Annotated in this window: 20 protein-coding genes and 3 pseudogenes; 4 read left to right on the top strand and 19 right to left on the bottom strand. The window is 61.3% G+C overall.

Annotated elements, in window-relative coordinates; genetic code table 11:
* Positions 1 to 20: 20 nt before the first annotated feature.
* The 9 genes from LOZ74_RS12790 to LOZ74_RS12750 all read right to left on the bottom strand — a co-directional run bounded on the left by LOZ74_RS12790 (position 21) and on the right by LOZ74_RS12750 (position 7,010).
* Positions 21 to 1,147 (bottom strand): IS3 family transposase gene (locus LOZ74_RS12790; protein WP_370638831.1). Its coding sequence is split into 2 segments (ribosomal slippage): positions 21 to 907 and positions 907 to 1,147, totalling 1,128 coding nucleotides; the frame shifts between segments, so codons are not numbered across the junction.
* 32 nt (positions 1,148 to 1,179) lie between these two features.
* Positions 1,180 to 1,836, bottom strand: coding sequence for a conjugal transfer protein TraV (locus LOZ74_RS12785; RefSeq protein ID WP_230291499.1), 657 nt, complete (start codon positions 1,834 to 1,836; stop codon positions 1,180 to 1,182).
* A gap of 5 nt (positions 1,837 to 1,841) precedes the next feature.
* Positions 1,842 to 2,768, bottom strand: coding sequence for a DsbC family protein (locus LOZ74_RS12780; protein WP_230291498.1), 927 nt, complete (start codon positions 2,766 to 2,768; stop codon positions 1,842 to 1,844).
* The gene (locus LOZ74_RS12775) at positions 2,765 to 4,093 is read right to left on the bottom strand and encodes a TrbI/VirB10 family protein (RefSeq protein WP_230291497.1); all 1,329 of its coding nucleotides are present in this window, start codon (positions 4,091 to 4,093) and stop codon (positions 2,765 to 2,767) included. Before LOZ74_RS12775 ends, LOZ74_RS12780 begins: the two co-directional genes overlap by 4 nt.
* The gene (locus tag LOZ74_RS12770) at positions 4,090 to 4,845 is read right to left on the bottom strand and encodes a type-F conjugative transfer system secretin TraK (protein WP_370638830.1); all 756 of its coding nucleotides are present in this window, start codon (positions 4,843 to 4,845) and stop codon (positions 4,090 to 4,092) included. The genes LOZ74_RS12775 and LOZ74_RS12770 overlap by 4 nt, the downstream gene beginning before the upstream one ends.
* A gap of 2 nt (positions 4,846 to 4,847) precedes the next feature.
* Complete coding sequence (locus tag LOZ74_RS12765) at positions 4,848 to 5,417, bottom strand: type IV conjugative transfer system protein TraE (RefSeq protein ID WP_230291496.1); 570 nt, start codon at positions 5,415 to 5,417, stop codon at positions 4,848 to 4,850.
* 12 nt (positions 5,418 to 5,429) lie between these two features.
* Positions 5,430 to 5,717 (bottom strand): type IV conjugative transfer system protein TraL, encoded by a 288-nt coding sequence (gene traL, locus LOZ74_RS12760; protein WP_230291495.1) that lies wholly within the window; start codon positions 5,715 to 5,717, stop codon positions 5,430 to 5,432.
* A 26-nt stretch (positions 5,718 to 5,743) separates the two neighbouring features.
* Positions 5,744 to 6,085, bottom strand: a complete 342-nt coding sequence (locus tag LOZ74_RS12755; RefSeq protein ID WP_230291494.1) for a hypothetical protein — start codon at positions 6,083 to 6,085, stop codon at positions 5,744 to 5,746.
* Between the two features lie 325 nt (positions 6,086 to 6,410).
* Complete coding sequence (locus tag LOZ74_RS12750; RefSeq protein WP_230281962.1) at positions 6,411 to 7,010, bottom strand: hypothetical protein; 600 nt, start codon at positions 7,008 to 7,010, stop codon at positions 6,411 to 6,413.
* Between LOZ74_RS12750 and LOZ74_RS12745 the strand changes: the two genes are divergently transcribed.
* Positions 6,942 to 7,235 (top strand): AlpA family transcriptional regulator, encoded by a 294-nt coding sequence (locus LOZ74_RS12745; RefSeq protein ID WP_255671149.1) that lies wholly within the window; start codon positions 6,942 to 6,944, stop codon positions 7,233 to 7,235. The two genes, LOZ74_RS12750 and LOZ74_RS12745, sit on opposite strands and share 69 nt — an antisense overlap.
* A 120-nt stretch (positions 7,236 to 7,355) precedes the next feature.
* Here the strand turns inward: LOZ74_RS12745 and LOZ74_RS12740 are convergent.
* Positions 7,356 to 7,817, bottom strand: a pseudogene (locus LOZ74_RS12740) (transposase); the annotation flags it as partial.
* A 62-nt stretch (positions 7,818 to 7,879) separates the two neighbouring features.
* Here LOZ74_RS12740 and LOZ74_RS12735 point away from each other — a divergent pair.
* A complete protein-coding gene (locus LOZ74_RS12735) occupies positions 7,880 to 9,244 on the top strand; it encodes a transposase (protein WP_230290966.1) in 1,365 nt (454 codons plus the stop codon).
* 70 nt (positions 9,245 to 9,314) lie between these two features.
* Here LOZ74_RS12735 and LOZ74_RS12730 read toward each other — a convergent pair.
* From LOZ74_RS12730 to LOZ74_RS12690, 9 genes and pseudogenes are all read right to left on the bottom strand, one after another.
* Positions 9,315 to 10,097 (bottom strand): annotated as a pseudogene (locus LOZ74_RS12730) (IS256 family transposase); the annotation flags it as partial.
* 58 nt (positions 10,098 to 10,155) lie between these two features.
* Positions 10,156 to 11,089, bottom strand: a pseudogene (locus tag LOZ74_RS12725) (IS701 family transposase); the annotation flags it as partial.
* 118 nt (positions 11,090 to 11,207) lie between these two features.
* On the bottom strand, positions 11,208 to 12,371 hold the full coding sequence (locus LOZ74_RS12720) for an acyl-CoA dehydrogenase family protein (RefSeq protein WP_230291493.1): 1,164 nt from the start codon (positions 12,369 to 12,371) through the stop codon (positions 11,208 to 11,210).
* A gap of 14 nt (positions 12,372 to 12,385) precedes the next feature.
* Positions 12,386 to 12,661 carry a hypothetical protein gene (locus LOZ74_RS12715; RefSeq protein ID WP_230280521.1) on the bottom strand — a complete coding sequence of 92 codons (276 nt, stop codon included), beginning with the start codon at positions 12,659 to 12,661 and terminating at the stop codon, positions 12,386 to 12,388.
* A 248-nt stretch (positions 12,662 to 12,909) separates the two neighbouring features.
* Positions 12,910 to 14,508, bottom strand: coding sequence for an NAD(P)/FAD-dependent oxidoreductase (locus LOZ74_RS12710; RefSeq protein ID WP_230280522.1), 1,599 nt, complete (start codon positions 14,506 to 14,508; stop codon positions 12,910 to 12,912).
* 3 nt (positions 14,509 to 14,511) lie between these two features.
* Positions 14,512 to 15,348, bottom strand: coding sequence for an SDR family NAD(P)-dependent oxidoreductase (locus tag LOZ74_RS12705; RefSeq protein WP_230280523.1), 837 nt, complete (start codon positions 15,346 to 15,348; stop codon positions 14,512 to 14,514).
* Positions 15,349 to 15,849: 501 nt separating this feature from the next.
* On the bottom strand, positions 15,850 to 17,148 hold the full coding sequence (locus tag LOZ74_RS12700; protein ID WP_230280524.1) for a cytochrome P450: 1,299 nt from the start codon (positions 17,146 to 17,148) through the stop codon (positions 15,850 to 15,852).
* 144 nt (positions 17,149 to 17,292) lie between these two features.
* Positions 17,293 to 18,051, bottom strand: coding sequence for an SDR family NAD(P)-dependent oxidoreductase (locus LOZ74_RS12695; protein WP_230291492.1), 759 nt, complete (start codon positions 18,049 to 18,051; stop codon positions 17,293 to 17,295).
* A complete protein-coding gene (locus LOZ74_RS12690; protein WP_230291491.1) occupies positions 18,051 to 19,376 on the bottom strand; it encodes a cytochrome P450 in 1,326 nt (441 codons plus the stop codon). Before LOZ74_RS12690 ends, LOZ74_RS12695 begins: the two co-directional genes overlap by 1 nt.
* A 34-nt stretch (positions 19,377 to 19,410) precedes the next feature.
* On the opposite strand from LOZ74_RS12690, the gene LOZ74_RS12685 reads away from it, so the two are divergent.
* Both LOZ74_RS12685 and LOZ74_RS12680 read left to right on the top strand, forming a co-directional pair.
* Entirely contained in the window at positions 19,411 to 19,770 is a 360-nt protein-coding gene (locus LOZ74_RS12685; RefSeq protein ID WP_230280527.1) for a helix-turn-helix domain-containing protein, read from the top strand.
* The gene (locus LOZ74_RS12680; RefSeq protein WP_230291490.1) at positions 19,767 to 20,345 is read left to right on the top strand and encodes a malonic semialdehyde reductase; all 579 of its coding nucleotides are present in this window, start codon (positions 19,767 to 19,769) and stop codon (positions 20,343 to 20,345) included. Before LOZ74_RS12685 ends, LOZ74_RS12680 begins: the two co-directional genes overlap by 4 nt.
* Positions 20,346 to 20,351: the final 6 nt, after the last annotated feature.

Below are 20,351 nucleotides of genomic sequence, written 5' to 3'. Positions count from 1 at the left end.
TGTGCCGGTCACCTATTTCACTATGCCACCTTGGCTTCGAACGCGAGCGGGCTGATGCCGCCCAGATATGAATGGCGTCTACGGGTGTTGTAGAACCCGTTGATGTATTGGAAGATCGCGGCTTCAGCCTGGCGCCGCGTTGGCCAGTTCTGCCGCCAGATCAGCTCTGCCTTCAGCGATTTGAAGAATGTCTCGACAGCGGAATTGTCGTAGCAGTTTCCTTTGTCGCTCATCGATGGTCGCAAGCCATAGGCCTGCAGTTTCTTCTGATAATCATACGAGCAATATTGGCTGCCGCGATCGGAATGGAAAAAGCAGCCTAGCGGCGGATTGCGCAGCCGCACCGCCATGTCCAGCGCCCGGATCGCCAGATCCTTCTTCATCCGATCACTGACCGCCCAGCCCACAACGCGGCGGCTGTGCAGATCGAGGATGACGGCAAGGTAGAGCCAGCCTTCCTGCGTCCACACATAGGTAATGTCGCCAGCCCATTTACGGTTGGGTTTATCGGCGACGAAGTCGCCATCAAGCCAGTTCGCGGCGACACCCAGGCGATGATGGCTGTCGGTCGTGACCTTGTGCTTGCGGGTACGAACCGGCTTGATGGCGTTGATCCGCATCAACCGTCCTACCCGGCGCTCGCCGACATCGAGGCCGGCCTCCTTCAATTCCATTGTCATCCGGGGGCGGCCATAGCTGCCCAAGCTCAGGCTGTACTGCTCGCGGATATGCGCCAGCACCTTCATATCCGTTCGTTCCCGCCGGCTGATCGGACGCGAGCGCCAAGACCGATAGCCGCGCTCGCTGATCTGCAGGACACGGCACATCAATTCCACTGGCCAACGGTGCCGCCAGCTGTGCACGAAAGCGAACCTCACGGCTTTTGGCTCGCGAAGAACTGCGTGGCCTTTTTTAGCACTTCCCTCTCCTCCCGCAGCACGCGGTTCTCCAGGCGAAGCCGTTCATTCTCCCGCGCCAGATCAGCCTGCGGCGCGGCCACCAATTCTCCCGGCCGATATCGTGCAATCCATTTGCCGAGCGTCGATTTGCCGATCCCTAAATCCGCTGCGACCCGTTCGCGCGACAACCCGCTGGTCAGCGCAATCCGCACCGCCTCCTGCTTGAACTCTTCTGAATGCTTCATCATCTCGACGGTCTCCTCTTGCGAGCTTAAATCGCTCAGGTGACCGGCGCAAAACCGTTACAAGTCCAGACCGCCGGTGCATGGGCACCGGCAACCGCCTCGAGCGCCGTGGAGGGGAGGACCAGCGACGAGGCGGAGGGGATTTCTTCTGGCGAGGACATTTCTCGAGGTGAGGATAAGGGACGGAAAGGATCCACGGGACCGATCATCTCGGGGGCGACCCGCCCGGTTGATGCGGGGGCAGCGGTATCGGATTGCGCCTCGCTTGCTTCTTGCGCGGCTTTGAGCTGGCGGCGCAGCTGGCGCATCAGCGGCGGTGCAGTCTCGTCGCCGGGCTGACGGCGTAGCTCTGCCACCCAGCGCGGATTTTCGATGACGGCCCAGGCAATGGCATCGTCGTGTAGCGTGCCGCTTGCATCGACATGTGCAGGAAACACGATCCGCAGCACGCGTTCGGAGGTCCGGTCCCGGTCACCCGCAGCGACAGGCACGGGCTGGCGAACAGGGGCGTGACCGGCGTCAGCAGACATCAGGCCGCTGGTGGCGCGCGCATCGATCACATGCGACGGCGCACAATCGCCCTTGGGCGCACGGCAGGTGAAATTGCCGTCAATATTGGTGCCGAATGTCGCGCAGCCGCTGGCGAGCATGGCAAGGCAGGCGGTCGCGAGGAGACGGGAAGGGATACGCATCGCGATTATCCTTTTGTGCGCTGAGCGGGATTGGCGGGCGCGGCCTGAGCGGGGGCGCCTTCGAGGAAGTCCCGCAGCACCTTGGCAGGGCGGTAGCCTTCGAGGACCGCGCCATCCGACGGGCGCACGATGACGGGTGTGCCGTTGAAGCCATTGGCCTTGGCGAAGGCCTCGTTGGCATCGAGCCCGCTCGTGTCGCAGGGTTTGGGGTTGGCGAGCGCGATGCCGCCATAGGCCATGCGCAACGAGACGGCGGGTTGCGGCGAGCACAGCACGCGCTCGGCATCGCGGCGGCTGTCTGTCCCGAAGATCGAGATCGGCCGTTCCTCGACCCGCGCGCCGATTGCCTTCAATTCGGCTTCGAGCTTCTTGCAATAGCCGCAATGAAAATCGCTGAAGACCACGACTTCGGGGCCGCCCTCCGGGCCCCAGCGGATCGCGCCATTTTCGGGAAGTCCGGCCAGCGAAACCGTCTGCGGCGCGGCGCGCGGGCTTTCCGCAGACTGATCGCCCGCATCGGAACGCCGTGCTGCCCCGGCGGCGAGCAAATCGGGATTGAGCGCGAGCAGGCGGGCCGCGGTCAGGTCCTGGCGCGCTTCCATGTCATAGACGCGGCCGATCACCAGATATTGCGCGGCCCGGTCGACGTAGAAAAGCGTCGACCTGGACGCGACTTCGCAAAGCCCGCCAAGACCTTCGCAAGTGATCGCGTCGACGGGCGTCTTGGGGAGGCGCAGCTTGAGCGCGGCGCGCACGGCGTCCGCATCGGGTGCTGCCCGCTCGGAGGCGAGGCTGGCAACGCCCCAGCCCGTGGCGGCCGACAGCGCGATGACAGCGGTGAGCGCGGCGGCAGGACGGAGCAAGCGGCGCAGTCTGGCCGGGGGCAATCTCAAGGCGTGCGGTCTGAAGGGGTTGGGGGGCTTGAGGGTCATTGCGAGTTCCTCACATAGACACCGTCGAGAAAGACGATCTCGACATCGATGCCGGTCGGCATCTCGACGACGGGTTGATATTGTTCGGCGCGCTCGATCAGATATTGGCTGACCGTATCGGCAGCATCGGCGGCGCCCTGGCCGAGCCCTCCGGTGAGGATGTCGCCCGCCGAGAGCGAGGAGCGTGTGCCATCGGCATTGGTGGTGACGCCCGAAAAGACGCTATTGGCATTGGCTGAAAAGCCGCGTCCGAACCCGCCGACGATCCCGGCCATCAGCGCCTGGCTGACAAGGCTGCCCTCGCGGCTGACGACACGGCCGCGCACGCCCGATTTACCGGCAAAGCTGATGAAGCCCTTGACCTCGCTCACCGCGACCCGCCCGCCGGGCTGGTCGCAGGTCATGCGGGCGAGTTTTACATAGACCTTTTCTGAAGAGAGATCGCCGCGCGCCGCGCCATTGACGATGCAGCCCTCGATGCGCGTGGTCAGCACCTTGCCGTTCTGCATGACCGATCGTGCCGGGCCGGTAATGCGCAGCACCACGGGAAGCGGATCGGTCTGGCTCGCAACGCCTGCCGAGGCATCGACGCCGACAATGACGCGCGCCGAGGCATAGGAATTGGGCGGCAGATAATCTGGCGAATCCTCGACCACGACCGGCGGCGTTTCTGGGCGCACGGCGCGCAGTCCGCTCGCGCCCGCCTTGTCCGAGGTAAAGCTCATCAGCTTTACTTCGCCCGGGCCCGCGATGCCGCTGTCTGCACCCATTGATGGGCCCGAAGGGGTGGGTGATCCCGGCAAGGCGCGCGCATCATAGCCGCCTGCTTGGGGCCCATAGGCCGGCGGCGGCGTGCTGGGCACGGCCGGTGCATTCTGCGCGGCAAGACGGGATTTCAATTCCGCATTCTCGGCCGAGATTGCATCGATGGCGGCCTCGCCATCTTCGCGCATCGCGCGGTTCTCGGCCTTGAGCGCGGCAAGTTCGGCTTCGATCTCGTCGCGCGGAACGGCCGCGTCCTTCAGCGCCTTCTGTTCGCGCGTGACCGCATCGAGCCGGTTGCTATAGGTCGCAACGAACTCGCGGTTTGCGAGATCGCGATTGACGAGGCCTGCGGTATCGATGGTCTGCGCCGCATCGGGATCATCGCTCGCCCGCTCATCGCCGCCGAGGATAAACCAGCTCCCGCCCATGAGCGCGAGCGCGCCAAGCGATCCCATCAGCAGCTTCTGCCGCCGCGCGGTTTTGGCATTGAGGCTGGTGACGGGTGACGGCGAGGCGGCTTCGGCCTGGACAGGCGTGCCGGGGGGAGGCGTGATGCTCATCGACCCATCTCCCCGTTTATGCCGACGACGAAGGCCGTGGTCGCGGTGCCGGGTTCGAGCACGGGTTCGACGATGGAGATCGCGAGCGTATCGCGCGGGGCAAAGTCGCGCTCGGCGAGCGTCAGCTGCTTCTTGCCGCGATTGGTGACGCGGATGACTTTCCCGGCAAGCGCGCTGCCGCGATAATCGGCGATCAGCTGGACCTCGAGATCGCCGACGCGGGCGGGAAGGGCCGAGGCCTGCCGGATTTCGTAGCCATCGACCGTCTGGTCATTCGCCATCGCCTGAATGAGGCGCACCGCGCTCGTCGCGAGTGGGGTTTCGCTTTCCCAGCCCGATGCCTTGTTCCTAGCGATCGCGGGATTGGTAATGAAGATCTGCACCGCGGGAACCGGTTCGATCCGGCAAGCGATCTTGTAGACGAAGCCTTTCCTCGTCGTCGCGAAAAAGCTGATCGAGCGCGCCGCATAGGTTTGGGGGACCGAGACATAGATGTCGCCGCGCAGCGGCTCATTGGTCACCGCGAAATCATTATAGGGTGTGCCCGTCGAGATCTTGGATACGCTCGCAAACTGGTCGTCGACGAGCGCGAAGCGTGTCAGTTCGCGTGCCGAGACCGCGCAATCGATGCTCGCGCCGTCAGCCGCCTGCTTGAACTGGTCGGCCGCCTGCGCGCTGTTGACGCTCACCGCCAGGCAGGCGGCAGTGGCGAGAGCCATCCGCGCTGCGCGTATCGTGTTGGGGTAAGCCATTATCAGGCCTCCTTCGATGAATCTTGCGTCGGCAATTGGCTGAACCCTGCGAGCGCAAGGCGCAGGCCGCGATAGGTCCAGCGGAAGCGGAAGCGCCGCTCGTCGCTTGCGATCACCTGCGCGCCGACAAAGGTCTTGAGCGTGCCGGTGACGTCCGAGGTCAGGGCCGTGGGATCGACGGTCATCGAGCGGATGACGAAAGCCTGGGTCACATCCGACCCGCGCTGTTCCTCGACGATGGCGACGAGATCGGCCTTCAGCCGTCCGTAGCTTGCCGGGTCGGCGAGTTTGAGGATCTCTGCCATCCAGTAATCGAGCCCTTCGGGGCTGCGGTTGAGAAGAACGAGCGCCGCATCGCGCGTCACGAGCTCGAGATAGTCGGCTTCGACCCCTGCACTGCTGACCGTGAGCTGGCGCGGGATGGTGGGCAGCAGCACGATCTCGCGCTCGCGGGTGACAGCAAGGCTGGTCGCGATGATGAGCGTGATGCCAAGCCCCGCGCTGGTCATCGCGAACAGGTTGCGCTGGCGCAGCAATTGCTGCTGGCGCTCATGCGAAATATCGACAAGCATGTGTATCTCCCCTCAACCCGCCAGCAGGCGGCAGTGGGAAGGCGGCGTCGATGTCAGGCCCAGTATTCCGGCCGGCAGATACCAATAGGCGGCATGGGTTACCCAGGAGCTGGCGCGTCCTGCTTTTGCCTTTCGCAGCGCGAACCAGGCCCCGAAAGCAACGATAATGCCGATAAAGATATGCTGGTTGAGAATGCCCCAAGAGAAGGGGATGATCATTCCGGCAAACTCGTCGATGGTCCAGAAGCCGATAAGCTCCGGGTCGTCGAGCCGGCGCGGGATGATGTAGGGGTCTGCCATGGCGAGCCGCCTTCCCGTCCGATGCGTCAGATGACCGCGGTCACGACCGAGGTGACGATCGGAACGCCCGTGCCCACGCCAATGCCGACGCCGACCGGAACAGCGACCTGTCCGAGCGAGAACCGGCCCGAGGCGAGGCCGATGAGCCCGCCTGCCAGGCTCAAGACGGTGATGATCTTGCCGCCCGAACCTTCGAGGAAATCGGTAAACTGGTTGAGCGCCGGATCGAACGTCGTATCCGCGCCCGCATAGGCGGTGGTGGCCGCAAGCGTGGCGACGGCTAACGGTGCCGCAAAGCTGACAGCACTCCCGAACTTGGAGGAACGCTCAGCGGCGGCGATGCGCCGGGGGAGGATAAGGGTCTGCATATGGAACTCCATCTGGAGGGGTGAACCCAGCGTTCTTTCGTTCGCTGTGTGTTCCATATGATGCTAGGAAATTGATCTAGGAAAGCGGGAAGGGGATTTTGCGTCTTTGGATGACGCAATATGGATGGATCAGGCGGTCGATCGCGGCTAATCTGTACCAATACTATGGATATTACGGCGAACACCGTCGATCAATTGCGACACTTGCCGCGAATATGACCGACGACTCACAATCTTGGATTGAGTCGCCTATAAACGAGATGTGCTGTTAATGTTCTTTTCGTTTTCCTACATTGGGCATGCGCGATATGCCTAGCGCTCCACCTCATTCTTCAAGGAGTCTCTCGTGCACCAGACCATTGTTACCTGCGGCAATGCGGATGCCAGCCTCGCGCATGTCCTGACCCACGCTATCGAAACCTCCGACAAGCCTCGGCATCAGATCGCCCGTGAGATGGGCATGCATCGCGAAACCTTGTTGCGGGTCATGCGCGGCGATCGGACCGTCAGTCTGGATGAGGCCGCGCGCGTCTTCGAACTGTGCGGCGCGTGCCCGCGCGCCAGCCTGATCCTGACGCTCGCGGGGCAGGAGAATCTGGCCTGCGAATGGATGCGTTGCGAAATGGGCGCTTTTCTCGAGGAGTTTTTGACCGCGCTGCCCGGACAGCTTGAACGCACATTGGGCAGTCGAGTTGCCGACCTTAGGCCGCGTTGGGCGAATGGCACTTCGCAGCTGATCGCGCGGATTCTTGCCAAGCATATCGACGATTTTGCCAGTCGGGACATCGGTTTGGCGCTGCCGCGATAGAGGAAGAAATCCAGGAGGGGCAGTTAAATTAATCTGATAGGATTGATCATGAAGATCCACGAACAGCCCGCCGATGAAGCCTGCACAAACGGTGATGCAGTGCATCAGATAGCGCAACCGTCTAGGCTATTGCGATTGCCCGAAGTCATGGATCGGGTGGGCTTGCGCCGTTCAGCCATCTACCAGAGGATGAAGGAAGGTCGGTTTCCAAGGTCTCGGTCGCTCGGACCGAAATGTACGGTATGGGTTGAGACCGAAATTGACGCGTGGGTCCAGTCTGTAGAACAAAGCCCATCTAACAAGGATGTATGTTGTCAAATATCGTGCGATGGTCGCCTCTAGGATTACCGAGTGAGGTCGGTAAGTGCATTTAGCCCTACCTGATCATATCGAGGCAAGTGAAGTGTCGTCCGCCTTCGCCGCCGGGGACTGTCAGGAATTTCGTGGGCGGGCGGTTGACCCTTACGCCGCCATGGCTTTGATAAAGCGCTCACCGAATATGACGGCGAACTGGGCCTTTGCCATGGTCCACTCACGCGGCGGCATTTTCCACTCTTTCTCCGACCGATTCAAGATCAGATAGAGCAATTTCGTGGCGGCCTCGTCGCTCGGGAAGTGCCCCCTGGCCCTGACGGCTCTGCGAAGCTTCGAGTTGAGGGCTTCTATGGAATTCGTGGTGTAAACGATCCGGCGGACCTCGTCCGGGAATGCAAAAAACGGAATGACCTCGGTCCAGGCCCGCCGCCAGCTCTGGCCGATGGCGGGATAGCGCTGGCCCCAGGGGCCAGCCTCGAACGCGGTGAGCGCCTCCTGTTCGGCGGCCTCGGCGCTGGGAGCGCGGTAAATGTCCTTGAGCGCCGTCGCCAGCCCTTTGCGGTCCTTCCAGGACACGAAGTCCGTCGAATTGCGCAGCAAATGGACGATGGGGTCGTTGAAAAAGTCGCGCCGGTCTGATTCACTGTGTCGAGGCAGTGGGAGATGGCATTATGCTTGGCTGCAAGGAGCGGGGTCAGCTTGAACTATTCATCACGGGATCGCTTCGTCAGCTGATTCCGGACGATCACGTCCTGGCGCGGGTGGACCGGGTTCTCGACCTGAGATGGCTGCGCGACGAGGTCAGCGACCTTTACTGCGCTGACAATGGCCGTCCCGGTATCGATCCCGAGGTTGCGGTCCGGCTGATGCTCGCCGGGTTCCTGCTTGGTATCGTGCATGACCGCCGACTGATGCGCGAGGCGCAGGTGAACCTGGCGATCCGCTGGTTTTGCGGTTTCGCGCTACATGAGCCGTTGCCGGATCATTCTTCGCTGACGCGCATTCGTCAACGCTGGGGAGCAGAACGTTTCCGCCGTATTTTCGAGCGGACGGTGCAGGCTTGTATTGCCGCGAAGATTGCAACCGGCGAAGTCGTCCATATCGATGCCTCGCTGATCCGTGCCCATGTCAGCTGGGACTCGCTGGTTGTTCGCCACGTCGAGGCGGTCACCGAGGCGAACGACGAAACGCTTTTCGACAATCGCAAGAAGGGCAGGTCAAAGAAGGTTTGTGTCACCGATCCCGACGCGACCATGGCGACCAACGGCCGCAACCGCCGACTTGAACCGGCCTACAAACAGCACACCGCCGTGGACGATGTCGCCGGCGTCATCGTCGATGTAGAGGTTGCGACCGGTGAGGAGAACGAGGGTATAGCTGTGGTCGCACGGCTCGATGCCATCACCGCGACGACCGGCGCGGCGATGGCGGTTGCCACAATGGATGCCGGTTATGCCTATGCCAAAGTCTTCCGCGCGCTTGAAGATCGCGAGATCGAAGGCGTGGTTCCGGCCAAGGCCGAACCGCCGCCCGGCAAGGTCATTCCCACCCGTCGCTTCAAGTTTGATGCGCGCCACAACATCGCTCGCTGCCCTAGAGGCAAGATCCTGCACCCCAGGGGCAAGCTTCAGCGCGGAGCGTTTCAGCATTTTCATGCCAATGCCAAAGATTGCGCGGCATGCCCGCTCAAGGCGCGCTGCGTCAGCCCGTCGCGTTATGGCCGTGTGGTCGTGTTCAATGTCAATCACCCATCATTGCTACGGGCGCGGCGTAAACGGCTGCGGTGGGGTGAGCGAGAAGAACGGCTCTATCAGCGTCACCGCTGGCGGGTCGAAGGCGTCCATGGCGAAGCCAAAACCTGGCATGGTCTTGCGCGTGCCGTCCGGCGCGGTCTCGATAACATGCGCATCCAGGCATTCCTCACCGCCGCCGCGATTAACCTCAAGCGGCTCGCCGTCGCCCTGATTGCGCTGATTTACGGGGTTTTGAACACCCATACGCGCCGGAAACAGTTGCACAGCTTCGGTGTCGCTTGATCGTGCGCCCCAGTCGCAAAACTCGTGGCATTGGCAGACCATCTGTCGCAGATCGACGATAATGGGGCTTTTTCAACGACCCCACGATGCAGGTCTGGACGATCGCCTCAGGGAAGATGGCGGTGATGGCCTTGGGGAAGCCCTTGAGCCCATCGACCACGGCAAGCAGGATGTCTTCTGTACCGCGGTTCTTGAGTTCGTTCATCACCCGCAGCCAGAACTTGGCACCTTCGTTCTGCTCGAGTCACAGACCGAGCACCTCCTTCGAGCCATCGGCGCGGACACCCAGCGCGATGTAGATGGCCTTGTTACGAACCATGCCTTCATCGCGGATCTTGACCCGGATCGCATCGAAGAGGACGAGCGGGTAAACCGGATCCAGCGGCCGCTGCTGCCAGCTGGCGACTTCGTCGAGAACGGCGTCGGTCACGGTGCTGATCAGGTCTGGCGACACGCCGATGCCATACAGATCATCTAAATGCCCGGTGATCTCCCGCGTGCTTATGCCGCGCGCGTACATCGATATGATCTTGTCATCAAAGCCGGGGAAACGGCGCGGGTACTTCGCGATCAGCTGCGGCTCGAAGCTCGACTGACGGTCGCGCGGGACATCGATCTCCAGCTTGCCGGCATCTGTGGTCACGCTCTAGCGGCCATAGCCGTTGCGCGTGTTCCCGGCCCCTTGATCGCTGGTCAGATGGTGATCCATCTCCGCATTCAAGGCCCGCTCGGTCATCGTCTTCTTCAGAGAATCCAGCAAGCCGCCTTGTTCGAAAGCGGCACTGGCAGCATCGCCAGCCCAAAGCTGGTCCAGCAGCTCATTCGGTATCGCAGGTTCTTTGCGTCGGGACATAGTGGGACTCCTTCTTACCCATTATGCCCGCCCACACACGGAATTCCTGACAGTCTCCCTCGCCGGGCAGATGCTGCGCACCCATGTCTTGATACGCTGGGGCGGGCCATCTGCGACACGGACGCGAACGGCGGCGAAGCGGGCGACAAGTGGGCCCTTCGTCCCGCGCCGCCAACTGACCTACCACTTCGCCGTCTCCAGCATCGCCTTGGCAGATATCGATTTGGCATCGGGGATGGCGTTCTTGCGGGGGCGGCCTTTCCCGGTGACCGGAAAGATCATCGCGACATCGTGCATGTAGGCCGTCTGTCTGGACGGAATACCGACCGCCCAGGCAAGGCCACGTTCGGAGAGCCCCTGTCGAAACGGCGCGGACATGCCATACCCTGCATCGGTCAGGACACAGGCAAAGGGGACACCGTGCCGCACGGACCCCGGTCAATCTCGGCCAGCGCGATCTCGGGCTTGGTTCTGTAAGGGTGGCAATCAGCGGGAACGTCAGTTCGTGCCATTCGGGCCGCATCGCTGGTCCAGCATTCGGGAAGAAACAGACGCAAACCGACCATGACCGGCATTTCACCTGATGCCAGCGCTTTCGACACCAGTGTCTTACATTTGGCATTCTTGCCAAGCGGCGAGGCATATTGCGGCGACACGCCAACCGCATGGCATCCCTTCTTGGCCACGGCCGCGGCCTTATCGTCGATAATCAGCCAAGCATCGTTGCCGCCCACCTGCCTGTCGGCTTCGACCTGCAGCTCCGGCTCAAGCGGTTCCTGGTCCCACACACCGCTCGCGAAAAAATGATGCAACCGGTCGTAGCTGACATCGCTCCCGCGCGCGGCCATCGGCTGTATGCTCTTGCGATCCCCCGGACCGATCAGCCCCGCAATATCTGCTGGACACATCCAGAAGCGCGTCTTGTTTCGCAACGCCACTACAAACGGCGCCAGCCACTCTTCCAGTTCGTCACGCCAATCCGTATCCATCACCAGCCTCCCTAAAAGCTGGCTCTCTATGGAGCCGTAGGCGTGCGAATGCACAATCACCGGAATCCTCGCCAAAGAATCCCCTGCGCAAACCCGTCAACAAATATCTGCCGAAGTAGTGCTAGAACGAGCGGGGCAACCCAAGGCTTTCCGCAATTCCGTTGCGTACCATTTCATTAGTGATCGGACCGATCCGCCACAAGCGACTGTCGCGCCAATAGCGTTGCATGTCAGTTTCCGCCGAATAGCCCATGCCGCCAAGAATCTGGATGCCGAGATCGGCGGCCTTGTTGGCGTTTTCCGATGCCATCAGCTTGAGCATGTTGGCCTCAACGCCGACCTTCTGGCCCCGCCTCTGCTTGTCCGCACAATAGTGAAGCATCAGCTCTGTCGTCTTTTGCATCGTCGCAATATCGGCCAGATAATGCTGCAGGCTCTGGAAGCGCCCGATGATCCCGCCGAACGCCTTGCGCTGCTGCATGTAGTCGAGTGCGTCTTCTAGCACGCCGTCGATCACGCCGAGGCAGAACGCGCCGACCATGATGCGCTCGTTGTTAAGGGTTGGAAGCAGCATGTACCAGGCCTTGTCCGGCTCACCCAGTACGGCGTCATCGGCGACGAACGCATTGTCGAAGTGGATGGAGCAACTGCCCATCGAGCGCATGCCAAGTTTGGCCAGAGGCGTGATCTTCATGCCGTCGGTGGTGGTTGGGACCCAGAACAAGGTCAGGCCCTGATGCTTCTTTTCCACCGATTTGTCGCTGCGCGCGATGACGAGCAGATAATCCGCGACATGCGCGGAAGAGCTCCAGATTTTTTCACCATTCAGAACCCAGCCCCCATCGACTTTTTCCGCCGTGGTGGCCATTGCGCCGAGCAGATCAGTGCCGCCAGCCGGTTCGGTAAATGCGATCGCGGCCTTAAGACGGCCGTTGGCGATTTCCGGCAGGAATTTCGCTTTTTGATCCTCGCTACCGTAGAGGCCGATGGATTTCGAACCGGCGAACGAGGTGATGCCCCAGATCCAGGCAAGGCCGCCCAGCGTCCGCGCCAACTCGCGAGCCAGTAGCATCTGCATCACGACATCGCCGCCCTGGCCATCGTAATCTTCCGAAATTCCTACCCCGTGAAAACCGGCTTCAGTGAATTTGTCCCAAAGGGCGAATGGGTAGTTATGCTCGTCCATTTCAAGGTTACGGGCCCAGTCCTTGGGCGCCTCGTTGTCCACCCAGCGGCGAACCGTGTCCCTGAAGGCCTGATACTCTTCGGGAAGTTCGAAATCCATTGTGCTCTCCTCAATCAATCTATCAACAAATTGTCTTTGGTTACATGTTGGCCCAAGGCTCTACTCGTAACTGGTAGAAACTTCGGGCTCAGACCAATGTCTCCGGCGCTGGCCATGGCCAGCAATCTGGCCGCCAAACCATCAAGCTGGATCAACACGCCGTCGGCGTCGCCACGCTTGAGGCAGACCAAATTCGCCTTATGCTTGCGGGGGAATTCGATCGTTAGTTCGGGGCTGATACTGAGGTAGAAGGTGACTTCGATTGTAATGTGTCCAGCAATCAATATCATCTATTCGCCGTAAGTCTTGGCATCGAGGATACGTACACCAGTGACGGATGCGGATGGAGTTGCGGTCGCCAGCAAAGGATTGATGTAGTCCGGCGTAATCCCGTCGGTTGATGTAGGGGCTAGAGCCATGATACTTATCCTTTTTCGCGCCTATCCGCGTAAACGGCCATCAATGCTTCGAGCGCCGTAGAGGGAGTTCGTCACCTATTCGCCCATCGAAGTGACGATCGCCGTCATCATGGCCCCGCTTATTTCATCTTCTTGAGTTCGCGCATCGCGCGATTGGCTGCGATGCGCCCGGCGATACCCGATACGCCGCCGCCCGGATGGGCGCCCGCGCCGCCGATAAGGAAGCCCGGGAACGGCGGTTTGGGTCCGCCGAAGCCGGTAGCGGGGCGATGCACCCCGGCGCGCAGGGCTCCGAAATCGACATGGGTTACGCAACCGTTGGTGACGTTGAGCCGCCTTTCGCGCTCGCGCGCGGTTTCGACGAAGCGGCCCACCTCGCTATCGAGACCGTCGTAGAACTCACCCAGCTGTGTCTTGATCGACGTCATCGTGCGGTTCTTGAGCTGCTGCGACCAGCCCTCGCGCGCATCGACTGCGATGCTGGGCAGGTAGACATAGGCCAGCGAGCCGCCCGGAGGAGCCTGCGTCGGGTCCGAGTTCGACAACGGCGTCACCGACACGGCATGGCGGCGGGGAATATCGCCGCGGCGGGCGGCGGCGAAGGATTCGCGCACTTCGTCGGGCGTACCGATCAGGCCCACCGCCTTGTTGAGATCGGCATTGTCGTGACGCAGGTCCTGATGCTTCTTCAGCGTCAGCGGACCCGACATCGCCAGATTGGCGAGGAAGGGGGCGGCATTGGAACGGTTCGCGGGCGCATGTTCGATGCGCTTCATCAGCGTGCGAGGCACGCCACCGGGCGTGGTCAGGCGCATGGCCGTGCGCGGATCGCAAGTGGCGATCACCATCTTGGCACGAATGACCCGGCCATCGTGCAGCCGCACACCTTTCGCCGCGCCATCATCGACGATGATCTCGGCAACAGGGGCATTGAGTTCGATCTGCGCGCCCGACGCCTCGATACTCCGCGCCAGCGCGTCGGCAAATGACTGGAGGCTGCCGATGGGCTTGCCCGTGCCATATTTGTGGGTAACGGCGAAAATCATGTAGGCCGCCGCGTTGCCATCGTCATCGACGGGGCCGGCGCCCGCGGCAATGCCCAGCAGCAGGGCGATGGTCGCCGGATGTTCGAAACGCTCGCACGCGACCTGGTCGGCGGTGGCCTTGGACAGCGCCACCAGCTCGTCCTTCAGCCGCACGTTGCGTACCGCGCTGCCGATCATCTTGGACATGTTCTTCACGTCCGGCCGACCGGGTTCCGACATCATGATCGGAAAGCCGATATCCATCATGACGTTCAGCGTCTTCATGAACTCCAGATAGGCCTTGCCGTCATTGCGATTGATGCGCGCAATGTCTTCGGCGGTGCGGCGATAATCGTAAAACAGCGCGATCGAGCTGCCATCGGGATGGAGATAGGCATAGGTCGGATCGGGATCGACCGTGCGCAACCCGTATCTCGGCAGGTCGAAATCCTCGATGATCCCGGATTTGCGGGCGAACAGCAGTTCCACGGCGCATGGCGTGACGAGGTGTCCGGGCGCCTCGGGGATCATATAGCCCGAACTGGTCATGCCGCCGACCTTGTCGAGCCGCTCTACGACGAGCACTTTCTTGCCCTCGCGTGCCAGATATCCCGCAGCGGCCATGCCATTGTGGCCGGCGCCGATCACGACAACGTCGAACAGATCGGCTTCGATGTTAGGGTGCGTTGCCATAGTTCAGGCGTCTGCAGTTGCGGTATAGGCCTTGCCCCATTCGGCCAAGGCCAGCAGGCGGGTCTTGCGATCGCTCTGAATCTGCGGAATTTTCGCCTCGTCCGGGCCGTCGGGCACCAGCACGAGCGGTTCCTTGCCCAGACTGGCCAGCGCCAGCGCGCACACGTCGTCAGGGTCATAGGCCATGGTGTAATCCATCCCCAGCCCCTCGGTGGACTTGCGCAGCGTAGGCGTATCCATGATCGGTGCGCCCATGCCGAGGATGTCGACATTCTGCCCGTCAAGCTCGGCCCAAAGCGATTCCACGAAGTTCAGTTCGAACGCCTTGGTGGCGGAATACATGACGAGCCAGGGCTGGCCGCCAAGTCCGGCACCCGAGGACATGACGATGATGCCGCCCTTGCCGCGCTTTAAGAAGCGGTTGCCAAAGCCGTGGGTGGCTTCCAGCACATTGGCGGCATTCATCGTCAGCAATCGCAGCGACCGTTCGACCGGCGAGGCGAGGAAGCCGTTGCCCGCCCCGTCCGCACCGGCATTGGAGATGTACAGACCCACGTCGAGATCGGCGGTTTCCTCGACAATGCGGCCACCAGCGCCCTGCTCGGTCAGATCGGCAACAAGCGCGCGGAATTCGATACCGTATTCGGAAGCGAGCTGCTTTCCCAGCGCGTCGAGCGCCTCTTGCCGGCGCGAGATGAGGACGAGGTTGATGCCCATGGCGGCTAGCTGCCTGGCATAGCACGCACCCGTGCCGTCGGAGGCACCAGCGATGACGGCCCAGGGACCATATTTCCCCGAAAAGGCGGCCCGGTCGAAATCGGGCAGGTCGATCTTGCGCATAAGCTTTTCTGTTCCTTTCAATTGCCGCAGGCGCGTGCTGGCCCCGGCGATGCTGTTTGCGGCGCAGCCTATAGATACGTGAAGTGGCGCCCGCCTATCGAGGGGAGGGCGGGCGGGAAGGCTCGGAGCCTGCCGGCCCGCTCAATGTTCGCGGTCTTGCCGGTGACGACTCCGGTATAATTTCCGACCGCCGCGCGTGTATAGAGATAGGCGAAGCGGGCGCGGTCCGTCGCGCCCTCCATTGGAATCGCAAGTCCTGCCGCTTGCGCCCAATCGTGCGTGGCGGTTCAGGCCGCGATGTTGGGCTGGCGATAGCCGATATAATGCAGCGCGATAGTGCGATCGTTTGGGACAGGGCATCGATAGGTCTAGGCCATGCGAAGCGAGGTTCTATCAGCACAGCCTTTCGCAGATCTAGGTGCGAGTGCGTGCGGATGATAACTGGATTGCCCTAAAGATCGCGGAATTCTTCATACAAGTCGATTCCCACCGTCAAATCCCCTACGCTCCGTCGACATCCCACAGCACATGCAGGGCATCAGGCCCGCGCATGTTCAGGCCGCGGATTTCTGGCTTCGGATAGTCCGGGTCGAAGCGCAGGCCCGGAAGGTCGAGTATCTCTTCCAGCGCGACCTCCATCTCGGTCAGCGCCATGTGCATGCCAAGACACATGTGCGGCCCAAAGCCAAAACTCAGCAGCGGCCGCATCGGGCGCTTGAGCCACAGCCGGTCGGGATCATCGTACACTTCGGGATCGCGGTTGGCGGAAGCGATCGAGCATAGCACCGCCGTTCCCTTGGGTATGGTCATTCCGCCGATTTCCATGTCGCGGGCGGCAATACGGGCAACCGCGCCGGCCGTGGGATCGCGGCGCATGGTCTCCATGACCGCCTTCGGCACAAGGCTGCGATCCTGGCGCAGTTCCTCCAGCACGTCCGGCTCTTCCAGCAACTGTACCATCATATTGGCAAAGCTGCGGGTCGTCGTTTCGCCTGCGGCCAGCAGCAGCATGCGGATGAAGTTCGCGATATCCTCGTCGCTGAACTTCTCGCCCTCATGCTCGGTCGTCATCATATAGCCGAGGATGTCGTTACGCATTTCACCGCGCGCGCGATATTGCTGCACGATCGGCATCAGCGTTTCGAACATGGATTGCCCGGCGACCATCGATTGGGGGATGGTGACCTTGGCGACTTCGGGATCGGTCTGCGGGGCGGCGACGACCTGAATGGCCCAGCTTGCCAGATTGCCCAGCAGGTCTTCGTCATGCGGAAAGCCGAAATAGGCATACATCGCGCGAATGGGGAAGGGCAGGGCAAACTCGCGCAGCAGGTCCGCCTTGCCGTTGGGGCGCAGTTTCTCGACGAATTCGTTCACAACCACCGGACGGATCAGCGTTTCCATCAGCTTGCGGATCTGGCCGCGCATGAACGGCTTTTGCAGCGTCTTGCGATATTTTGTGTGTTCCTCGCCATCCATCGCGGTGAGCAACAGATTGTCGACAGCGGCCCCGAACCCGTCACCGACGATATAGCTGAGCCAGTCGTCGGGGTTCATCAACACCGAATGGATGTCGTTATAACGATACAGGGTCACCACAGGGCGGCCTGTCATCATGTAGTCGGCCATGCTGGGAATGCTGTTTTCCTGCAGCAGGTCGCCGTGCATTACGGGGCACTTGGCGCGCTTTTCCTCGAACATCGGATAGGGGTTGGCGGGTGCGACACCCGAATATCCGTGCGTGACGAGCGAGTAATCCCTGACCATCTGGTCGAGCATTGCATTATATTTGCCGGTCATTTCACTTTCCAATCCATGCGGTGCAGCCAGCTTTCGCGGAGGGTCCGAACCGTTTACGGAGATGGGCGCCCAGCAGCAGGCTTTGACGACAGTAGAGCCGTCTGGCATCGCGGCTCCACCTATCGCAGGAAAGGGAAGGCGGGCTTAACCGGCGGTGATGCCGCCATCGGCAACATGGCACGCGCCGTGCACGGATCTCGCGCGATCCGATGCCAGAAACAGCAGGGGCTCCACGATATCCTCGGGCTGCGACGGTTGGCGCAGGCCAAAATAGCGGCTGTAGAGCGACTGGTCTGCATGCTTGGGAATTTCAAGGCCATCGGCCATGCCGGTCAGCATGCCGCCGGGCGCCAGCGCGTTGATGCGGACGGGCTTGTGCATGAACTCCATCGCGAGCGACTTTGTCAGGCTGAGCAGCGCCGACTTGGTCGCGCCATAGGGCGCGGTATAGGCCTGGCCCAGAAACGCCGCGCTCGACACCACGTTAACGACATTGCCATGGCTTTCCACCAGATGCGGCATGGCTGCCTGCATCATGAAGAACGGGCCCGATACATTGGCCGCAAACAGCGTGTTCCAGTCTTGCGTCGTGACATCCTCCAGCGCGTGAAAGCGCAGGATGCCCGCGATATTGCACAAAACCTCGAGGCGGCCGAAGGCGCCGACCGCTGTTGCGACAGCCTGTGCGCAAACCGCCGGATCGCCCAGATCGCCCGCCATGCTGGCGCATTCGCCTCCGGCCTCCTCTATCCGCCGCGCGGTTTCCGCCAGCCCGTCGGCATTGATGTCGACAAGGCATAATCTGCCGCCTTCGCTGGCGAACCGAATGCTGGCGGCGCGGCCAAGGCCCGATGCCGCGCCGGTGACGAGGACGACCTTGCCTGCGAACTCGCCAGCGCTCACTACACGTCCCAGACGAGCGGCAGGGTAACCGGCTGGATCATGCCCAAATGATATTCAAGCTGGTGGCCGGGTTTGACACTGAACTGCGGGATGCGGCCGAGAAATTCCTCGAGCGCGATCCGCATTTCGCGCTTCGCCAGATGCATGCCGATGCAGGTATGCAGCCCATAGCCGAAAGAAACGTGACGCGGCCTGCGCCCGAAATCGACTTTATCGGGATTGTCGAACTCTGCCGGATCGCGCCCGGCCAGCGTTGTGCTCATCGCCACCTTGTCGCCGGGCATCATCTTCACGCCGTGAAATTCCGTTTCGCGGGTGCAGGTGCGGAAAGTTGTCACCGCCGCATAGGCGCGCATCAGTTCGTCGATGGCATGCGGGATTTCCTCTGGGTTTTGGCGCAGGAATTCCTGATCACCGTCTTCGCGCGCCAGATGGGCGAATTGCAGGCCCATATTGGTTGAAACGGTGTCCAGCCCGCCGATGAAAAGGTTGAAGGAAAATCCGACCAGCTCGTCATCATTAAGTTTCGCACCCTCTACGTCGACCGCAAGGGCATAGCTGATGATGTCGTCGCGGGGCGATTTGCGCCGGTCCTCAATCTGCTCGCGCAGGTAGTCGACAACTTTTCGGGTCGCTGCAGCGATTTTCCCCAGATCGGAGGCGTGGAGCAGGTCGTACTCCCATTCAAGGAACTGCCGCGTGTGATCGAGCGGGAAATCCATCAGTTCGAGGAAGACCTTTATCGGGAATTCAAAGGCAAATTCCGCCATGAATTCACATTCGCCTCGTTGGCGAAAGGCTTCCACATAGTCCACAGCATATTGCCGGATCTTGCCATCGAGCGAGGATACCGCTTTCGGCGTGAACAGCGGATTGGCCATCTTGCGATATTTGGCGTGGTTTGGCGGATCGACCTCTGCCGGAGTGTTGGTCCAGTTTTCACCGATCAACTTGGCAAAGGGAGAGAAGTCCTTGCTGGAGAAGGTGTCGGTGTCGAAGTAGATTTCGCGAAGATGGTCCATGCGGCGCACCACCCACGCCGGTGATCCACCGGGATAGGCGTGGGGCGCATAGAAAATGTCGGGCCCTTCGGCGTGGACTTTGGGAGCCCACCCCCGATGTGGTTCCTCACGCGTCGTCATGCCGAAAATATAGGGAAAAGGCTTCACGAGGTTGGCAGGCACATGCGTCGGAATCACTGCTTCGGGCATTTCTGGCTGCATTTCTGGCTCCCAATCTTTGGCGACACGATCCACCTGCGCGGTGCGACCGGCCAAACCTCTATTTTCAAACCGGGGACTATAACTTACACCTAATTTCAACAAGTAGGATCACCTTTATGGGGTTAGTAACCTTTATATGACCGTTACCGATGAAGATCCTGTCGACCGCGGCGTCAGTCCCAATTCGCACGATGCGCTGCGCCGCGCATTGACGATGATTTCGGGCAAGTGGAAGCTTGAGATATTGTGGCTGCTGTATCATCGCACCCATCGTTTCGGGGAATTGCAGAAAACTATTCACGGTGTTTCGCAGCATGTGCTGACCAAGCAGCTGCGCGAGCTTGAGGCCGACGGGCTGATCACGCGCAAAATCTATGCCGAGGTGCCGCCCCGCGTGGAATATTCGATGACCGATGCCACGCGTGAGCTTGAGCCGACGATCCAGTCGCTGATGCTCTGGTGGGAAAACCATGGCAGCAATACGAGGGGTACATGATGGCGGCAGATCTCGAGACGATTTTTGCAGAGGCACGCACTTTCAACGGCTATAACGAAAGGTCCGTGCCCTCTGCATTGCTGCGGGAATTATACGATCATCTGAAATGGGGTCCCACCTCGGCTAATTCCTGCCCGGCGCGGTTTGTCTTCGTTACTTCGGGCGAGGCGAAGGAGCGGTTGCTGGCCTGCGTGAACGAGGGGAACCTCGCCAAGGTTCGCTCCGCGCCGGTCACCGCCATTGTCGCAGCGGATACGCGATTTTACGAGGAGATGCCCAAGCTGTTTCCGTCGCGCGATTTCGCGTCGGCCTTTGCGGGAAAGACCGCGGTTATCGACGATCTGCTGGCGCGCAACGTGCCGCTGCAGGGAGCGTATATGATTGTCGCGGCGCGCGGGTTGGGATTGGATTGCGGGCCCATGTCGGGCTTTGATGCAGAGGCGCTGAACCGGGCCTTCTTTCCCGAAGGCCGCTGGAAGGCAAATTTCATCTGCGCATTGGGATATGGCGACAGGACGAGCCTGTTTCCCCGTAACCCGCGATTGCCGTTCGAGGATGCCTGCCGGATCGTCTGACGCGGA

This window comes from Croceicoccus sp. Ery5 (assembly GCF_020985325.1).
In the GTDB taxonomy this organism is placed as follows: Bacteria; Pseudomonadota; Alphaproteobacteria; order Sphingomonadales; family Sphingomonadaceae; genus Croceicoccus.
The sequence above is the reverse complement of the archived record's forward strand: the minus strand, read 5'-3'. Positions and strand labels throughout refer to the sequence as shown.